Raw genomic sequence first — 16,188 nt, 5'->3', positions numbered from 1 at the left:
CCTGCTTAGAACGGCAGATCGTTACTTTCTTCATCGAAGGCTGAGTTGAACGACACAGCAGCAGGTTGACTCGACTGAGCAGACCGCGGCTGTTGGGCTGGAGCAGACCGTGGTGCAGGAGCAGACCCGCCGTCACCTTCAGCTAACTCAATTCGAAACGCCCTTAACTCTGTGTACCAGCGTTCATTATACTCGCGTGACTCAGCACTGAAGGTAGCTTTCAGCGTATCGCCATTGGCATATTGTTTCAAATCTGCAACTTTATCGCCCCAGGCCGTTAAGCAAACTTTTTTTGGATAGGATGCATCAAGTGTTTCGATAACGAATTCCTGCTTGCTCCAGGGACCTTTTTGGCTTTGACCCGATACTTCAGGCAGAACCTTTATGAGTTTTCCGACTAATTCCAGTGCCATACTACTTGGACTTTTAAACGTGGTTTATAAAGATAAAAGTACGAAATTTTGCCCGTTTTTGGGCCATACGGAGCGAAAAAAAGCAAAAGATTCCAATCGAAGGTTGACAAAAGATGATAAGAATGCTATCTTTGCACCCGGAATAAGAAAATGGCCACGTGGTGAAACTGGTAGACACGCCATCTTGAGGGGGTGGTGCTGCAAGGCATGGGAGTTCGAGTCTCCCCGTGGTCACACAACAAATTGAAAATCAAGCGCTTATTGGATAGATAAGCGCTTTTTTTATGGACTGTCTATTGCTTGCCCCGTAAATCCATCTGCGCCGTCCAACTCTTGAGTCTGGTCGCCGATTATGCGTTCGAATACCCATACCAAGAATATATTGAATCATAAGCAACATGGAGGAAAAGGCGCATAAATTCCTAATACGGAAAAGCTTCCGATTAGTTATTACTAGCCGTCATCTGCGCTAACGATGATAGTAAGTTCATGAATATCAACTATGTACCCGAATAAATCCTGTAGAAAATCGAACTAGGCTGGCAACGTCGCATAGAGTTATATGGAACAACAGGCACCTGCCCGTTTACGAATAAAACTATGTAGATTTGTATAAATAATATAATCCCCTCAAGTACTTTAAATTGTCTTTACCAGCATACCTGTGTGCAATTGCTCGTAAATATACGGATGTTGGTTTAAGTAGGTTTATGAACGTTGTGAACGCCATTTCTCGTCAGGACATGAGCCTTTCAGCCGCTCTTATCGAGTTGTCTCAAGATGGTATACTTGTACTGGCCTCCGAACAACCAACCGTTTCAGGGTTTCAGGTGATACAGGCGAATGCCCGTGCTCTATCGCTGCTCTCCGGACTGACAAAGCCATTAATTGGCACACCTGTCGACCAGTTACCGGCTCCATTTAATAGCCACTCTCTGGGCGTCTATTTACATCAGGCCCTCAATCAGACCACTCCTGTTCGCTTTCAGTTGCTGCGTTCATTATTTAGTACCAGTTCAGCCACTATATATGAATGTCAGCTACTGAATGTTGATAGTCAGCGGCTGATTCTTTCTATTGGCCTGCTCCAGGTGCCTCCGGAGCGTAGCCAATTACTGGAACAAGTGATCGAATCCATGCCTACGGGCTTGGTTATGTTTCAGGCTCTGCGCGATGCCAGCCAAACTATTATTGACTTTCAGGCCATACTCTGTAATCAACTAGGGGCAGATATTTCGCGTCAGTCCAAGGAAACAATATTGACTAAACCCGTCAGCCAGCGTTATCCCAACATGCGGGCTGAGGAACTTTTTTACCGTTACAAAGACGTTGTAACCACGGGCCAACGGCACCAGGACCTGGTTTATTTGCAACCCCAGGACATTTGGCTGGACGTATCTGTGGTTAAGTATGGCGATGGGCTGCTGGTTTCCTTTCAGGATGTTACGCAACGACAAAAGGCCGCTTCTTTATTAGAAAGTGTATTGCGGAGTTCGCCCGCGTCGATCCGTTATTACGAATCCATTCGAGACCATACCGGACTTATCATCGACTTCAAGATCAGTACCGGGAATGAACTGGATACTTATGAACAATATCGGCCAGGTCAATCGATTACGGGTAAACGGCTCCTGGAGTTGTATCCTAGACTGCCAGATAACGGTCTTTTCGATCGTTTTGTAGCTGTCGTGGAATCAGGGGAAAGTGATCATTTTGAAAGGTTTCATCCGTTGGAGACCCATGGTGTCTGGTTTGACTGTGTGGCCGTTCAGCATGGAGATGGACTGGTTCTAACAACACTCGATATTACCTACCGAAAGGAGGCCCAACTGGATCAGCAACGGCAGGCTACAGTTCTACAAACGGTGCTGGATAACTCCCTTACGGGCATAACCTTGTTAAAGACCGTCTACAATACAGCGGGGGCGATTGTAGATTTCTCCCTCGAAAAGATTAACGCCACACTGGCTCAGACGCTCAAGCAACCACTCGAACGACTGGTAGGCAAGGCCTTGTCTGAATTAATTCCCTATCAGATAAATGATAGCCTTTTTGACCGGTTGGCAGCCGTGGCCCGAACCGGGAAAGCCCAACGTTTTGTATGGTCGAACCCCACGGATACAGTCTGGTATGACATATCGGTAGTACCTTGTTTTGATGGGCTTATTGTTACGTTGATGGATATAACCGCCATCAAGCTTGCCCAGCTCGATCAGGAGAGCCAGGCCGATCTACTCAAAGGCGTGTTGAACAGTTCGACTACCAGTATTCTGGTTCTCGAGCCCCGCCGGGACGATGCCGGGCAGATCGCTGACTTTGCAATCAATCTCGCTAATCCAGCCACTGTACGCTTATTTTTCCCCTTTGTGAACCGTGACTTTACGCAGGAACAATTGCAGAGCCAGAGCCTGCTAACGGTTTTTCCGGCGGTTAAGGAACGAGCTTTGTTCAATGCGCTCGTTCTGGTGGTAATGACCGGCCAGTCCATTCACGAGTCAGTGGACTACCCAACGATGGGTTTGACATACGAGTACGATATTCGCCCATTCCGTGGTGGCGTGTTGCTGATCACCACCGATATAACCCCTCTGCGTGTCTATCAACAGCAACTGGAAGCAAAAAACGTTGCGTTAAGCCGCTCGAACGAATACCTCCAGCAGTTTGCGTATGTTGCCTCACACGACTTGCAGGAGCCTTTGCGAAAAATTCATTCGTTTGGAGACATGCTGCTGACACAGCACGCTACAGCACTCGACGATACTGGACAGGATTTACTGCGACGGCAACAAAACGCAGTTTTACGGATGCAGCTCCTTATCAAAAACCTCCTGGACTACTCCCACCTGACAACCCAGCAGAACCCATTTGTGCCAGTGTCCCTGCAAACGATTACTCAGGAAATACTTAGCGATCTGGAAATGAGGATTCAGGAAACCAAGGCTTGTATTACCATCACCGAACTGCCAACGATACGGGGGGATGCAACTCAACTAAGACAGCTGATACAAAATCTGATTACCAATGCGCTTAAGTTCACAAAACCAGACCAACCGCCCCAAATACGCCTGGATGCGGTTCTGCTCACGGCCGATCAATTGCCAGCAACTGAATTTACACCAGAACAAGGCCAATGGGTTGCGCTTAGAATAGTGGATGAAGGCATTGGGTTCAATGAGCATTACCGCGAGCGTATCTTTGAGCTTTTTCATCGGCTGCACGGCCGCAGTCAATATACGGGTACAGGCATTGGGCTGGCAGTAGTCAAGAAAGTAATCGAGAATCATCATGGCTTCATAACCACCTATAGCCAACCCGGAGCGGGGGCCACGTTTACGGTTTATTTACCCATGACCTAGCTGATAAACTTACTATAGCCTGATATGATATGCCGACTCTTCAGCAAATAACCCCTTCGCTGTACCAGATTTCGCTGGGTGTCGTCAACGCTTTCATCATCAAAGACGGCGACGATGACCTTACGCTGGTCGATACGGGCTACAAAGGTAGTTTGCCCCGAATTTTCTCGGCGATAAAGCAGGGCGGTTACAAGCCGGCAGCAATCAAACGGATGATACTAACCCACGCTCATCCTGACCATGCCGGTAGTGCCGCTGCCATCAAGGCCGAGCTCGGTATTCCGCTACTGGCACACCAGCAGGAAGCCCCTCTGCTTAACGAAGGACATAGTGGAAACTCGCCCATATCCTGTTCACCCGGTATTATAAATTGGCTAATTTTTTCCCTGTTCATCAAACGGGGAGCAAGTACCATTGACCCGGTGCATGTCGATGACCGGTTAAACCACCTGGACATGGTTCCAATAGCGGGTGGGCTACAGGTAATTCACACCCCGGGGCATAGCACTGGCCATATAGCCCTGTTACTTAAGCGTGAAGGCATATTAATAGCCGGTGATCTGTGCGCGAATGTAGCCGGTCTGGATTTAAGTACAGTCTACGAAAACAGAACCCTGGCACTTAAAAGCATCCTGGAAGTTGCGACATTTCATTTCGACAAAGCTGTATTTGGCCACGGCAGACCGCTCAAACAGCAGGCAAACCAACAATTGAACGCCAAATTCGGCCCTATGTATCATCGGCAGAACATCCTATGAGCAGTCTGTACCCGATCTGGCTAATAACTCGCTGCCTCCTCCGTTGACGGCACTTGCATTTTATAACTGATAATGCCGTGCAGGGGCCGGTGCAGCTTTTTAGCCAGCTCGATAAGGTATAAAAATCCGACTTGCGAAAGCGAAACTTTACGCTTGTCTTTGGCATAGCTCATAGATAAAGGTCTACCCTTGATCGGCTGCTCATTCGTGAACTCCCCGGCCAACTGCATCCTTCCGGTTAATTTAACAAGCCCGGCATTGACCGATAGTTTACCCACAAACTCAGTCGTTTTACCTGGTTCGCTGGCTTTTACCGGCAGGTTGATCAGCAAGCAATCATCAGCTGCTGAAAAGAGGATCCCCTGTTCGGTTAATACACTTGCGGCCGTTATATAGGCCTCCTTGTCAGCCAAATCAGTGGTGATCAAAATAACATTAGCGCCTTCAAAAGGTGCAGGTTGGGCTTGCGCGAAGGGCACCAGTAAGCTTAACAGCAGCCCAAAACAGTATGTGTATTGTTTATATAAATTTTTTCCCATTTGTTAGACATAAATGTTGGACGTAAGTCTATTTGACTAAGTCAGCCAACAATAGTCATGGTGAATACCAGAAAAACTTATATAAACGTGGGCGGTCATGCTTTTGCCAACACGCAACCGCTTTTAGCAAGCAATGTCTACCTTTGAAAATGCTTGCATCTTCCGGCACCAAAGGTCAACTGGTGGTTATTGTCTTTGCTCAATTCGCGGGTACTTCACTTTGGTTTGCGGGGAATGCCATCCTGCCCGAACTCCAAACGCTCCTAAAAACCACCACCCTGACTGGTTGGATTACCTCATCGGTACAGATTGGCTTCATTGTCGGTACGGTCACGTATGCCATTTTAGCCATACCTGACCGTTTTCGGTCAACCTACGTATTTCTGCTGTCGGTAGTACTGGCAGCTTTGGTTAACTTAAGCTGGCTGCTGATACCTTTAACGGCAGAAACGGTCCTGGCGAGTCGGTTCTTTACCGGTTTCTTTCTGGCAGGCGTTTATCCGGTAGGCATGAAGATTGCCGCCGATCGGTTCAAAACCGAATTAGGTAAGGCAATGGGTTTTCTGGTTGGTGCTTTGGTACTGGGTACTGCTTTTCCGCACCTCATCCGGGGACTGGGTGGTAATCTACCGTATCGTACCCTGATGATATCGGTCTGTTTACTCGCTATTAGCGGTGGTATTCTGCTAACGCTGATTGTGCCCGCTTCCTCCCGAAAAAGTGTCGGCAACCTTTTTCGCTTTCAGGCACTTCTGGCAGTGTGGAAGCCATCAGCCTTTCGACCAGCCATGCTGGGGTACTTTGGCCATATGTGGGAACTCTATACGATTTGGGCTTTTCTGCCGGCATTACTGGTTTACTACGGTCAGCAACACCCGACCATCAACACATCGATTTCACTTTGGGCCTTCGGGGCCATTGGTGCCGGAGCCGTTGGCTGTGTAGGCGGAGGATATCTGGCGTTACGGATTGGCAGCGGTCGGGTTGCCCGGTATCTGTTACTTACGTCTGGCCTGTGTATCGTGATGCTGCCATTTATGCTGGCATTGCCGCCTTACCTTTTCGGTTTCTTTTTATTGCTTTGGGGAGCTACGGCCGCCGGTGACTCCCCCCAATTCTCGACTCTGGTTGCCAGTAATGCCTTTGTTGAGAATCGGGGCAGTATCTTAACCCTGGTTACCTGCTTCGGCTTTTTACTGACAGTTCTGTCCATCCAATTGATGGCCTGGATGATCGATACGATTGGCCTGTCTGGCTGGGTTTTTTATGTACTGATTCCCGGCCCTTTCTTAGGAATCCGGGCCATGCGTATCTACGCTCAATGAGCTACACCTCACTATCCAGCCATAAGCGTATTATAAAAACCCGCTGCTCAATGAATTGGTATGGAGTTGGCTGATGGGTTCTACTAAAAATTTATTTTAAGCAATCCAGAATAGTCTACTAATCGTATATACTTTTTTCTTTCCGCTTTTCCACACCCAACAGGCCGCCTTCTAACTGAGAAGCGGCCTGTTTTTAGTACAAGACTCCAAAATTTATCCGAACTCGCTGGCTATAAATCAGAAAGAAATACTGTTAAGACGGCTATTAATTTGTTCGACAACGAGATCAAAATCAGCCGGGTGCTTCGCATAATCCAGTTGATCTACATCAAGAATCAGTAAAGGTCCCAATGTGTAAGACGAGATAAACTCTTCATATAGCTGATTCAGATTACCCAGATAGTCGTCACTAATGGACTGCTCGAACAACCGCCCGCGTTTTTTTATCTGCTCCCGGAGTTTGGGCAAGCTGGCCCGTAAGTAGATCATTAAGTCGGGGGGGCGAACCAGACTCATCATATTGGCAAAGAGCTGACTGTAGGTGTTGTAATCGCGCTCACTCATGTCACCACTCACATACAGGTTACGGGCAAAAATAGCGGCATCTTCGTAAATGGTTCGATCCTGAACTACCGTACGACGATTGGCAGTTCCAACCTGAGGAGAATGGCGTTGATTAGCACCCTGAATATCAATAATACGCTTTACCTGAAGAAACCGACTATTCAAAAAATAGATCTGGAGATTAAACGACCAACGAGGCATATCACTGTAAAAATCAGCCAGATACGGATTTCCCTCTACCGCTTCGTATAAAACCTCCCAACCGTAATAAGAAGCCAGTTGTTCGGCAAGGGTTGTTTTACCAGCCCCAATATTTCCTGTGATAGCAATATGCATAAGAATCGAGTCCTCCCTTTCGTGACCTTTGCTCCATTCTAAGGAACCAACTTTAGCAAATTGGGTTTATTTTTGTATTTAAAAATAAACATTAGCCCTTATTTCTGACCAGGCCGTCCGACGAACCAGTCGGCTTTAGATACGCTTTTTTACCGCTTTGTCAGACCCTTTGCTGTAGCTATGAAACCGTACCGTGTTCTTCTATACTATATTTATTCGCCCATTGAGAACCCGGAGCAATACCGGGAAGAACACCATTTGCTGTGCCTTCGCCTGAATCTCCTTGGACGCATTATTGTGGCTCCAGAAGGGCTAAACGGAACCGTATCCGGGCTCACGGCCGATTGCGAAGCGTATATGGAAACCCTCAGAGACGACCCGCGTTTTACTGGTATTTCCTTTAAAATTGACGAAAGCGATGGCCATGCGTTTCAAAAACTGCATGTGCGGGTAAAACCCGAAATTGTGCACTCTGACTTACCCGTCGATCCGCTGCGACAAACCGGCATTCACCTCGAACCCGAGGATTTTCGCAAGTTGAAAAACGACCCGGATGTAGTGCTGGTCGATATGCGGTCGAATTACGAACATGAAGTCGGGAAATTTAAGGGCGCCATCACGTTCGACATGGAAAACCTGCGCGAACTCCCAAACCACGTTCATGAACTCGACACGTTTCGGGATAAAAAGATAATCACCTACTGCACGGGAGGCATTAAATGCGAAAAAGCATCTGCCTATCTGTTGTCGCAAGGATTTGAAAATGTTTACCAGCTTCATGGCGGCATTATACGCTACGGTCTGGAAACGGGTGGCGAAGATTTTGACGGTGAGTGCTACGTGTTCGATAACCGCGTCACGGTTCCTGTCAACAACATAAATCCCGTTACAGTATCGGTTTGCTACCGTTGCGGCACACCCACCAGCCGAATGATCAACTGCGCCAGCCCCGTTTGTAACAACCACGTTACCCTGTGCGAATCCTGTGGCGACGTGCACGGAGGAACCTGTACCGATACCTGTAAAGATGACCCTAGCCTCCGCCCATACGATGGCACAGGTTATTACGGCAAACAAACGCAGAGCTACTCCCCAATTCAGGGCTTTAAAAGCCGACTGGGACAACGCGTAGAGGTTAACATTTAATTTATGAGAATAAAGTAATCTCATCCACCCAGCGCGGACTTACTTTGTTAGATTATTAACAGCAATGCCTGATTGATTACATTAAGTAATTAATCAGGCATTGCTGTTAATAATCTAAATTTACTTTCTGTTTCTGTTGTTATACTTGTTGACCCATATATTTGTGGAAGCTCTAAAAAGCAACCCACCAAATGGAAAATAAAATAAAAGTGTCGGTGTTAATGGCCGTCTACAACACAGACTTTTTTTTAGTGAAGCGGGCCATAGATTCCGTCTTGAATCAGGACTTCCAGAATTTCGAACTAATTATTATTGATGACGGCAGTGGCAACGATCCTCAAAATCGCCTTCTCGCTTATGCAAAACAACACGAGAATAAGATCGTGTACCTCCGCCACACAAATTGTGGTCAGTCAAAGTCAATTAGCCGGGGAATCTTGAACTGTATCGGGGAGTTTATCACGATTCTGGATGCCGACGATGAGTACAAGCCCAATCATCTGAAAGCCTGTTTACAGGAAATGGACCAAACGGATTTGATTGCCTCTACCACAGAAACCGTCGTTGATGCTGAAAGCGACTATTATGTTTCTGACAAACAGGACCATACCAAATTCATCCATGTAGATAAATGCATTTTATTCGCTACACTTTTTGGTCGGGAGGAGGTTTTCAGGACTATAGATTTTCTGGATGGGTACGGGGCTGACGCTCGTTTTTTTGAACGGGCAGCGCAAACCTACCGGGTCAGAAAGGCCGATTTGAGAACATATATTTATTACCGGAACATACCGAACAGCATTTGTTCGACCCTCAAAAAGAAGCATTCACCTGTGCCTGTCTTAATTTAGCTTCGAAATGCGTTCTTCTTCCGGGCCAAAAAACCTCATTCTAGCCTGCCATATTACGGGTGTCTTCGATGTGAATCGCAGCAATACGCTACCCCACGATGCGTATCAGCTCGTTAAAGAGTGGGTTGATTCCATTACTTCCCTAAAACTTCAGGGCGTACTATTCCACAATAATTTTACCGAATCAACCTGTAAGTTGTTCCAAAACGAGTACGTCACCTTTACCCGAGTGGTATACGACCCTCTGTTTAATCCGAACGTATATAGGTACTTCGTTTACAGGGATTATATACGAGAACACAGCCAAAAAGTAGCCCATTTTTTCGTGACGGATATTTCGGATGTGGTCGTCTGCCGTAACCCATTTTGCCAACCGCTTTTTGTCGATAATCCAACAGCGTTGTTTTGTGGCGATGAACTTAAATCCCTTGATAACGAGTGGATGAAAGCACATGCCACGCTATTGCGCAGCAGAATTGCCAATTACGCTGATTATGAGGCCATTTTCGCCAAAGAAACGTTACTTAACTGTGGTATTATTGGTGGAAACACAGCGCTGATGCAGCCCCTGATTGAGGCCTTATGCCATATTCATGAGCAGTATAATTACAATAACCAAACCGCTTACACGGGCGATATGGGGGCCTTTAACTATCTGGCACGGACTCGATTTAACGAACAACTCATTCACGGAGCACCCGTAAATACGGTCTTTAAGGCGTATCAGACTGATCGAACGGATTGCTGGTTTCGGCACAAGTAACCGTCAACGGTACTAACGCCGAAGGAGCTCATTTATTCTGACAGGATTTACAGGATGAACAGGGGGTTGTTTAGCCCCAAACGCTGTTTACGCCGTAAATCCTGTCAAAAATCGTTATTCCCAGTTATCCAAGCCCAGCAGTTTACGGCCCAGAAGGGATAGTTCTGCCGTTTGATGACGCTCCTTCTCCCAATTACGCGGGTCGCCCGGAAAAGCGTACCCTTCGGGAGCCTGACGGTCGCGCCAAGACATAACACGCCACTGCCGTAAAGCCTCATTATCTTCTTCAGCTGGCATCATGGAAATATACTGGGCAATGCGTACTTTATAAGTTGACAGGTTTGGGCGGATACCGTGCGGCTGGGTACTGTTGAAGATCAACAGATCGCCCGCTTCCATCTTTACTTTCACGAACTCAAAACCCGTGGTATCGGGCTTAAAATGGTCACGGTCTTCGGGTTGGGTTAGCTTCCAGGTATCGTAAGTTCGGTAGAGTTCCGGAATACACTGAAATCCGCCCATGTTCTCGTCGGTCTGATCGGCCAGCGCCAACACGCCCTGCACGTTCTGCGGACGGGTTTCGGGGTCGTAATCCCAATGGATAAACCCTTTGAATTCGTGCCCCGGCCGAACAGGAAAATTCAGGTTGGCCCGGTCGATAGTCACCCATAACTTCTCGGTTCCCCAGATGTCAACGAAGGCATCGTAAACACGCGGGTACTGCCGGTTATCCCACTCAAACTGGTGATTATAAAGTTCGACCATGCCGCTATTAGTCAGTTCCTTCATCTTCATTTCAGCGCGGGCCGGCGCATACCAGGTCGACGGATCGTTGGGGTCTTTCTCTTCAAACGCCCAGATAAAGTTCGCCAGCCGTTCGGCGTTTTCTCTGGGGACCGCCTGCTTGATGACGATGTATCCGTTTTCTTTCCAGAACTGCCAGTCCGCTTCTGACAACACCCGCAATGGCTTTCCATTTGAGCGGTCATTTAAACTCAGTTTGCTGCTGGTCGCCGTAGACGGATTACCAGGAATGTCTTTGTGCGCATTATCAGGAATCATTGTGACAGGTGCACCTGTCGAAGTCATTATTGGTTGCATCGTTTCCATGAGATAATAGGCTTTTTAGGGGATTTTATTGATTCAAAGGTAGCGGATATGCAGTTGGATGTGTTAAAACAAAACTGGCCCTTTTTTACACTATATTGCTCCTGAGATGAAAATTTAGGCCAATTAATGTCATTTAGCAGCAAAATAGACTGATTTATGAAAGTTATTCTTGAGCAGATCAGCCCGGATACCGACAGCTCCTTTCATATACTGATAACGCCCCACCTGAGCGACGTTTTCCTTTGGCATTACCATCCGGAATATGAAATCGTTTATATCGAAGGCGCAAACGGCACTCGACACGTCGGCGATCATATTTCGCGTTACGAAGGCAGCGATCTGGTCTTCATTGGCCCGAATATTCCACACCTCAATTTTGATTACGGGGTTAAAACAGATCATACAAAAGTGGTTGTGCAATTGAAGGAAAATTTTCTGGGCGACGTGCTCTGGCAGGCTCCTGAATTTGCCGCGATCACCCAACTGTTTGCCCGGGCCCGGTCGGGAATTTCCTTTTATGGACAAACCAAACAACGCGTAGGCGAACGTCTTAATCAGTTGGCAACCCTCCCTCCTTTCGAGCGCCTGATGCAGTTGCTGGGTATTTTTCAGCTACTGGCAACCAGTCAGGAATATACACCCCTTCAGGGCGAAGCTGTTGCCAGTGCCTACAACCTTAACGAACAGCAGCGACTCAAACGCGTTAACCAATTCATTGCCGAACAATATGCCCGCCGACTGTCGATATCCGAAGCAGCAACGGCTGCGAACCTAACAGAGGCTGCCTTTTGCCGGTATTTCAAACGCATGACCCGTCTGACATTTACCCAGTTTTTAAATCAATATCGAATCAGTCAGGCGCAGAAACTGTTATTGTTGGATAACACCGTATCGGAGGCCTGTTTTGCGTGCGGCTTCGAGAGTCTGTCCTATTTTAACAAGATTTTCCGACGCGTAACCGGCGAAAACCCGCTACAGTTTAAAAAGCGACATAAAATATGACTAAGACCGGGCCTGAATGTCCGGCTACCCTTTCCATAATCAATACCGACCTTACAGCGTATTTGCGTAGTTTAGCGGTAGAAAAGCAGCTAGTAGATTGCAGTACGGCAACCCGGAAACTTAAGCCGTTGACCAACATGGCTTATCGACCCCTATTGACCGTTGACAACCCTGATTTTATGTCTGAGCACAAACCACTTATTTTAATTACAAACGACGACGGCATTACGGCGAATGGTATTCGTACACTCGTCGACTTAATGAAACAACTCGGTTCGGTAGTGGTCGTAGCACCAAATAGCCCGCAATCGGGAATGGGACACGCCATTACAATTGCTAACCCAATCCGGCTCTACCCGTCCGATATTTTTGGTGATGTTCCTGCCTACGAATGTTCCGGCACACCAGCCGACTGCGTTAAATTGGCCAAAAACCATGTCCTGAAAGACCGCGCTCCCGATCTGGTGGTAAGCGGCATCAATCACGGCAGCAATTCGTCCATCAGCGTCCTTTATTCGGGCACGATGTCGGCGGCTATCGAAGCTGCTATTGAGGGCATACCAGCCATTGGTTTCTCACTTGGCGACTTCACCCACAACCCCGATTTTTCGCATACTCACGAGCATATCCTGGCTATTGTCCGGAATGTGCTGGAACGCGGAGTGGAGCGGGGTACGGCCCTGAATGTGAATTTTCCGGCCCGAACCGCCGAACCGCTTAAAGGAATTAAAATCTGTCGGCAGGCCAACGCCAAATGGCAGGAGGTTTTCGATGAGCGACGCGACCCGCACGGCCGCCGTTATTTCTGGCTGGCGGGCGATTTTGTCAATTTTGACACCCATGCCGAAGACACCGACGAGTACGCGCTGTCACAAAATTATACCTCTGTTGTACCCTGTAAGTATGATCTGACAGCCTATACCATGGTGGATACACTGAAAGACTGGGATATGTAATTATAAATGAGGCATGATACCTGATGAATGCTAGGCGAAGGCCCCTGCCCCAACGCATCAGGTAGTATGCATCCTTCATCATTCAAAATATGGCTTTACTAGGTAGTATGCTCAAAAACGGCATTCGGTTATCGAACGTCGTAAGGCTGCGGAAGTTCAATGCAGTCCGACAGCAGCGAAAGGTCTTCCGTAAGCTTATCCGAAAAGCACAGTTTACGAAGTTTGGCGAAACCTATCAGTTCGATGATTTGCTGCGTTCTGTCGAGTTTGGTACCGAACGGGAGTTTTATCAAAAATACAAGCAATTTGTCCCCATCCACGACTACAACAAAATGTTTGATGGCTGGTGGAAACGAACGCTGGCCGGCGATCCGGATGTGACATGGCCGGGAAAAGTAAAATACTTTGCCCTTAGTTCGGGCACATCCGAAGCCGCGACGAAGTACATTCCAGTAACGAAGGCGATGTCGAAAGCCATCCAGCGAACCAGTATCCGCCAGATCTTAACCCTCGGCAAATACCAGAATCTGCCTTCAACACTTTACGAAAAAGGCTGTCTGATGCTTGGCGGCAGCACCGACCTCAACGTTCGGGAAGGCCACTACGAAGGCGACCTAAGCGGTATTACCGCCAGCAAACTTCCCCTCTGGTTCGAGCGGTTTTATAAACCCGGCCGCGACATTGCACAGGAGCGCGACTGGGCGCACAAACTGGACGAAATTACTGAACAGGCCGCTAGCTGGGATATTGGGTATGTGGTGGGCGTACCGGCCTGGATACAGTTGCTGATGGAAAAAATCATTGCCCGATACAACGTCAAAACCATCCACGACATCTGGCCGAACCTGATGGTATTTTGCCACGGGGGCGTATCTTTTGAGCCGTACCGCCAGGGATTTGAAAAGCTTCTGGCTCACCCGATCACCTACATCGAGACATATCTGGCCTCGGAGGGGTTCATTGCTTACCAAACCCATCCCGATGCGGAGGGAATGCAACTGGTGCTGAACAACGGACTTTTCTTTGAATTCATCCCCTTCAACGAGCATAACTTCAGCGCCGATGGCGAACTCATTGATAAGCCCGAGACCCTGATGATTGATGAGGTTGAGGAAGGCAAAGAATACGCGCTTCTGATTTCGACCTGCTCCGGCACCTGGCGTTATTTGATTGGCGACACCATTCGATTTGTTAATAAACAACGCGCCGAGATTGTTATTACGGGCCGTACCAAGCACTTCCTGAGCATGTGTGGCGAACACCTGTCGGTCGACAACATGAACAAGGCAATTGAAATGGTGTCCGACGAACTGGACATTTCGATTCGTGAGTTTACCGTGGCCGGTGTGGCCCATGACACACTATTTGCTCACCATTGGTACATTGGCACCAATGATACCGTCGACGCCAACGACCTTCGTGATCGGCTCGACGCCAAACTCAAGGAACTCAACGACGACTATGCTGTTGAGCGGAGGCACGCATTAAAAGACGTCCGTGTAACGGTATTGCCTACTAAAACCTTTTATGACTGGATGGAAGCCCGGGGAAAAATGGGCGGCCAAAACAAATTCCCCAGAGTCCTGAAAAAAGGGATGATTGCCGAGTGGGAAGCGTTTTTGGCTAAAGTGTAAGTTGAGTAAGTAGTAGGAGTAAGAAGCGAGTAGTAGGAGAACTGACGCATACATTATTGCCTGTGCGCTTCTCACTCCTACTACTCGCTCCTAATACTTACTACCCCTCACCAATTCAACGCCTTCGACAGGGGTTCCAGCAGACGAGTATAGGCGATGTTGGCGGCCCCAATCAGAAAAACCACGCCGGTAGTTCGGTTAAAGATCAGAACGACACGGGGGGTAAAGAGCCGTTTGAGCCGATTGGCGTAATAAGCCAGTGCCGATTCGGTCACAAATACGCCCACCAGCGCGGCAATCATAAAACCATACTGCTGTATTTCGGAGTAATGCAGGTGTGAACGAATATAGGCCACGATGGCAACCCACGAAACAAAATTTACGGGATTGAGCGCGTTCAGGAAAAAACCCGTCGTGAAGTAATAAACAAAATTACCGAAGCTGGTTTTCGGATAGGCCAGCCGGGGCGTTCCTTTAAGAATGTTGACCAGCCCCATGGCCACCAGGAATATCACCCCGACAGCCGCCATAATATTTTCAAAACCCTGTACTTTCGGAATAAAGGCGGTACCCAGCAAGGCGGCCAGAACAAAGAGTGTATCGCCGGTGATAACGCCCAGAACGATCTTCATACCGGAGCGAAACCCATTGTCAACGCTGTTTTGGATCAAGGCGAAGAACACTGTTCCAAACGTCAGGCAAAGCGCAACGCCAACCAGGAAACCGAAAAAAATTGGTAAGAACACAGATAGTCTATTGTTTGAAGTATGTCGTTTATGGCTATTCAATTGATGCGCCGGACAACTGGCTACAGAACATCAACTTACAAACCACAAACGTCAAACTAAGTTTAAATACCTCGCAGCCGAGCAACAATCAGGAGCGCACTAACACTCAATGCGTCGGTAATCCGGCTGGTCATAGCCATGTGTACCGCTTCGGACAGAGGCAGCTTCCAAAGACGAAGGTCTTCGGTATCTTCGGGCTCATGCTCACCCTCGGTCAGGTCTTCTGCTATATACAGAAATCCTTCTTCATCAGTGGCCGAATTTGACGTGTGAATCCGGGCTATCTCGGTCCAGTTTTTTGCTTCCAGGCCCGTTTCTTCTTTAAGTTCCCGCTTCGCAGAATCGAGGGGAACGGTACCCAGCGGAGAGCCTCCTTCGGGGATTTCCCATGAATACTCATTTAACGCATAGCGATACTGCCCCACCAGATAGGTGTTGCCATCGGCATCAATCGGTACCACACCAACCGCTTTGTTTTTAAAACTGACAACGCCATAAATTCCGGGCGTTCCGGCGGGTGTTATCACCTCTTCGTGCCGGATTGAGAGCCAGGGGTTTTCGTACGGTACGGATGAATTGAGCGTCTGCCAGGGGTTTTCAGTCGATTTCATATCGGCGAAAGTACGAACAATACCCATACGAATTGT

15 protein-coding genes and 1 tRNA gene are annotated in these 16,188 nt (G+C 48.0%); 10 read left to right on the top strand and 6 right to left on the bottom strand.

What is annotated here, in order from left to right; all coding sequences use genetic code 11:
* Window positions 1-5: 5 nt before the first annotated feature.
* Window positions 6-413, bottom strand: a complete 408-nt coding sequence (locus NT073_RS16325; RefSeq protein ID WP_297375473.1) for a DUF3127 domain-containing protein — start codon at window positions 411-413, stop codon at window positions 6-8.
* 152 nt (window positions 414-565) lie between these two features.
* On the opposite strand from NT073_RS16325, the gene NT073_RS16320 reads away from it, so the two are divergent.
* The 3 genes from NT073_RS16320 to NT073_RS16310 all read left to right on the top strand — a co-directional run bounded on the left by NT073_RS16320 (window position 566) and on the right by NT073_RS16310 (window position 4,527).
* Window positions 566-647 (top strand) — tRNA-Leu (locus tag NT073_RS16320).
* 476 nt (window positions 648-1,123) lie between these two features.
* On the top strand, window positions 1,124-3,769 hold the full coding sequence (locus NT073_RS16315) for an ATP-binding protein (RefSeq protein ID WP_297375471.1): 2,646 nt from the start codon (window positions 1,124-1,126) through the stop codon (window positions 3,767-3,769).
* A 29-nt stretch (window positions 3,770-3,798) separates the two neighbouring features.
* Window positions 3,799-4,527 carry an MBL fold metallo-hydrolase gene (locus NT073_RS16310; protein ID WP_297375469.1) on the top strand — a complete coding sequence of 243 codons (729 nt, stop codon included), beginning with the start codon at window positions 3,799-3,801 and terminating at the stop codon, window positions 4,525-4,527.
* Between the two features lie 20 nt (window positions 4,528-4,547).
* Here NT073_RS16310 and NT073_RS16305 read toward each other — a convergent pair whose 3' ends face one another.
* The gene (locus tag NT073_RS16305; RefSeq protein WP_297375467.1) at window positions 4,548-5,066 is read right to left on the bottom strand and encodes a hypothetical protein; all 519 of its coding nucleotides are present in this window, start codon (window positions 5,064-5,066) and stop codon (window positions 4,548-4,550) included.
* A gap of 149 nt (window positions 5,067-5,215) precedes the next feature.
* Between NT073_RS16305 and NT073_RS16300 the strand changes: the two genes are divergently transcribed.
* A complete protein-coding gene (locus tag NT073_RS16300; RefSeq protein ID WP_297375465.1) occupies window positions 5,216-6,391 on the top strand; it encodes an MFS transporter in 1,176 nt (391 codons plus the stop codon).
* Between the two features lie 237 nt (window positions 6,392-6,628).
* Here the strand turns inward: NT073_RS16300 and NT073_RS16295 are convergent, their stop codons facing one another.
* The gene (locus tag NT073_RS16295; protein ID WP_297375463.1) at window positions 6,629-7,291 is read right to left on the bottom strand and encodes a deoxynucleoside kinase; all 663 of its coding nucleotides are present in this window, start codon (window positions 7,289-7,291) and stop codon (window positions 6,629-6,631) included.
* Between the two features lie 180 nt (window positions 7,292-7,471).
* Between NT073_RS16295 and NT073_RS16290 the strand changes: the two genes are divergently transcribed.
* The 3 genes from NT073_RS16290 (at window position 7,472) to NT073_RS16280 (ending at window position 10,051) form a co-directional block, all read left to right on the top strand.
* Complete coding sequence (locus NT073_RS16290; RefSeq protein ID WP_297375461.1) at window positions 7,472-8,437, top strand: rhodanese-related sulfurtransferase; 966 nt, start codon at window positions 7,472-7,474, stop codon at window positions 8,435-8,437.
* A 191-nt stretch (window positions 8,438-8,628) separates the two neighbouring features.
* Entirely contained in the window at window positions 8,629-9,288 is a 660-nt protein-coding gene (locus NT073_RS16285; RefSeq protein ID WP_297375459.1) for a glycosyltransferase family 2 protein, read from the top strand.
* 7 nt (window positions 9,289-9,295) lie between these two features.
* Window positions 9,296-10,051 carry a hypothetical protein gene (locus tag NT073_RS16280; RefSeq protein WP_297375457.1) on the top strand — a complete coding sequence of 252 codons (756 nt, stop codon included), beginning with the start codon at window positions 9,296-9,298 and terminating at the stop codon, window positions 10,049-10,051.
* A 114-nt stretch (window positions 10,052-10,165) separates the two neighbouring features.
* Here NT073_RS16280 and NT073_RS16275 read toward each other — a convergent pair whose 3' ends face one another.
* Window positions 10,166-11,161, bottom strand: coding sequence for a phytanoyl-CoA dioxygenase family protein (locus NT073_RS16275; RefSeq protein ID WP_297375455.1), 996 nt, complete (start codon window positions 11,159-11,161; stop codon window positions 10,166-10,168).
* Window positions 11,162-11,317: 156 nt separating this feature from the next.
* Here NT073_RS16275 and NT073_RS16270 point away from each other — a divergent pair, with 156 nt between their 5' ends.
* The 3 genes from NT073_RS16270 (at window position 11,318) to NT073_RS16260 (ending at window position 14,753) form a co-directional block, all read left to right on the top strand.
* Window positions 11,318-12,163 (top strand): AraC family transcriptional regulator, encoded by an 846-nt coding sequence (locus NT073_RS16270; protein WP_297375453.1) that lies wholly within the window; start codon window positions 11,318-11,320, stop codon window positions 12,161-12,163.
* 179 nt (window positions 12,164-12,342) lie between these two features.
* Window positions 12,343-13,119 (top strand): 5'/3'-nucleotidase SurE, encoded by a 777-nt coding sequence (gene surE, locus NT073_RS16265; protein WP_297377039.1) that lies wholly within the window; start codon window positions 12,343-12,345, stop codon window positions 13,117-13,119.
* An 89-nt stretch (window positions 13,120-13,208) separates the two neighbouring features.
* A complete protein-coding gene (locus NT073_RS16260) occupies window positions 13,209-14,753 on the top strand; it encodes a GH3 auxin-responsive promoter family protein (RefSeq protein WP_297375451.1) in 1,545 nt (514 codons plus the stop codon).
* Window positions 14,754-14,860: 107 nt separating this feature from the next.
* Here the strand turns inward: NT073_RS16260 and NT073_RS16255 are convergent, their stop codons facing one another.
* On the bottom strand, window positions 14,861-15,499 hold the full coding sequence (locus NT073_RS16255) for a LysE family transporter (protein WP_012926261.1): 639 nt from the start codon (window positions 15,497-15,499) through the stop codon (window positions 14,861-14,863).
* Between the two features lie 104 nt (window positions 15,500-15,603).
* Window positions 15,604-16,152: an NUDIX hydrolase gene (locus tag NT073_RS16250; RefSeq protein WP_297377037.1), complete on the bottom strand. Its 549-nt coding sequence runs from the start codon at window positions 16,150-16,152 to the stop codon at window positions 15,604-15,606.
* Window positions 16,153-16,188 lie beyond the last annotated feature (36 nt).

The organism is Spirosoma sp. (assembly GCF_026391055.1).
Taxonomy (GTDB): Bacteria; Bacteroidota; Bacteroidia; order Cytophagales; family Spirosomataceae; genus Spirosoma.
This window is presented reverse-complemented; position numbering and strand designations above follow the sequence as displayed.

Excerpts from the sequence above, each read along its gene's own strand:
- NT073_RS16325 (WP_297375473.1), bottom strand. The coding sequence starts at position 413 with ATGGCACTGGAATTAGTCGGAAAACTCATAAAGGTTCTGCCTGAAGTA.
- NT073_RS16315 (WP_297375471.1), top strand. The coding sequence starts at position 1,124 with ATGAACGTTGTGAACGCCATTTCTCGTCAGGACATGAGCCTTTCAGCC.
- NT073_RS16310 (WP_297375469.1), top strand. The coding sequence starts at position 3,799 with ATGCCGACTCTTCAGCAAATAACCCCTTCGCTGTACCAGATTTCGCTG.
- NT073_RS16305 (WP_297375467.1), bottom strand. The coding sequence starts at position 5,066 with ATGGGAAAAAATTTATATAAACAATACACATACTGTTTTGGGCTGCTG.
- NT073_RS16300 (WP_297375465.1), top strand. The coding sequence starts at position 5,216 with ATGCTTGCATCTTCCGGCACCAAAGGTCAACTGGTGGTTATTGTCTTT.
- NT073_RS16295 (WP_297375463.1), bottom strand. The coding sequence starts at position 7,291 with ATGCATATTGCTATCACAGGAAATATTGGGGCTGGTAAAACAACCCTT.
- NT073_RS16290 (WP_297375461.1), top strand. The coding sequence starts at position 7,472 with ATGAAACCGTACCGTGTTCTTCTATACTATATTTATTCGCCCATTGAG.
- NT073_RS16285 (WP_297375459.1), top strand. The coding sequence starts at position 8,629 with ATGGAAAATAAAATAAAAGTGTCGGTGTTAATGGCCGTCTACAACACA.
- NT073_RS16280 (WP_297375457.1), top strand. The coding sequence starts at position 9,296 with ATGCGTTCTTCTTCCGGGCCAAAAAACCTCATTCTAGCCTGCCATATT.
- NT073_RS16275 (WP_297375455.1), bottom strand. The coding sequence starts at position 11,161 with ATGGAAACGATGCAACCAATAATGACTTCGACAGGTGCACCTGTCACA.
- NT073_RS16270 (WP_297375453.1), top strand. The coding sequence starts at position 11,318 with ATGAAAGTTATTCTTGAGCAGATCAGCCCGGATACCGACAGCTCCTTT.
- surE (WP_297377039.1), top strand. The coding sequence starts at position 12,343 with ATGTCTGAGCACAAACCACTTATTTTAATTACAAACGACGACGGCATT.
- NT073_RS16260 (WP_297375451.1), top strand. The coding sequence starts at position 13,209 with ATGGCTTTACTAGGTAGTATGCTCAAAAACGGCATTCGGTTATCGAAC.
- NT073_RS16250 (WP_297377037.1), bottom strand. The coding sequence starts at position 16,152 with ATGAAATCGACTGAAAACCCCTGGCAGACGCTCAATTCATCCGTACCG.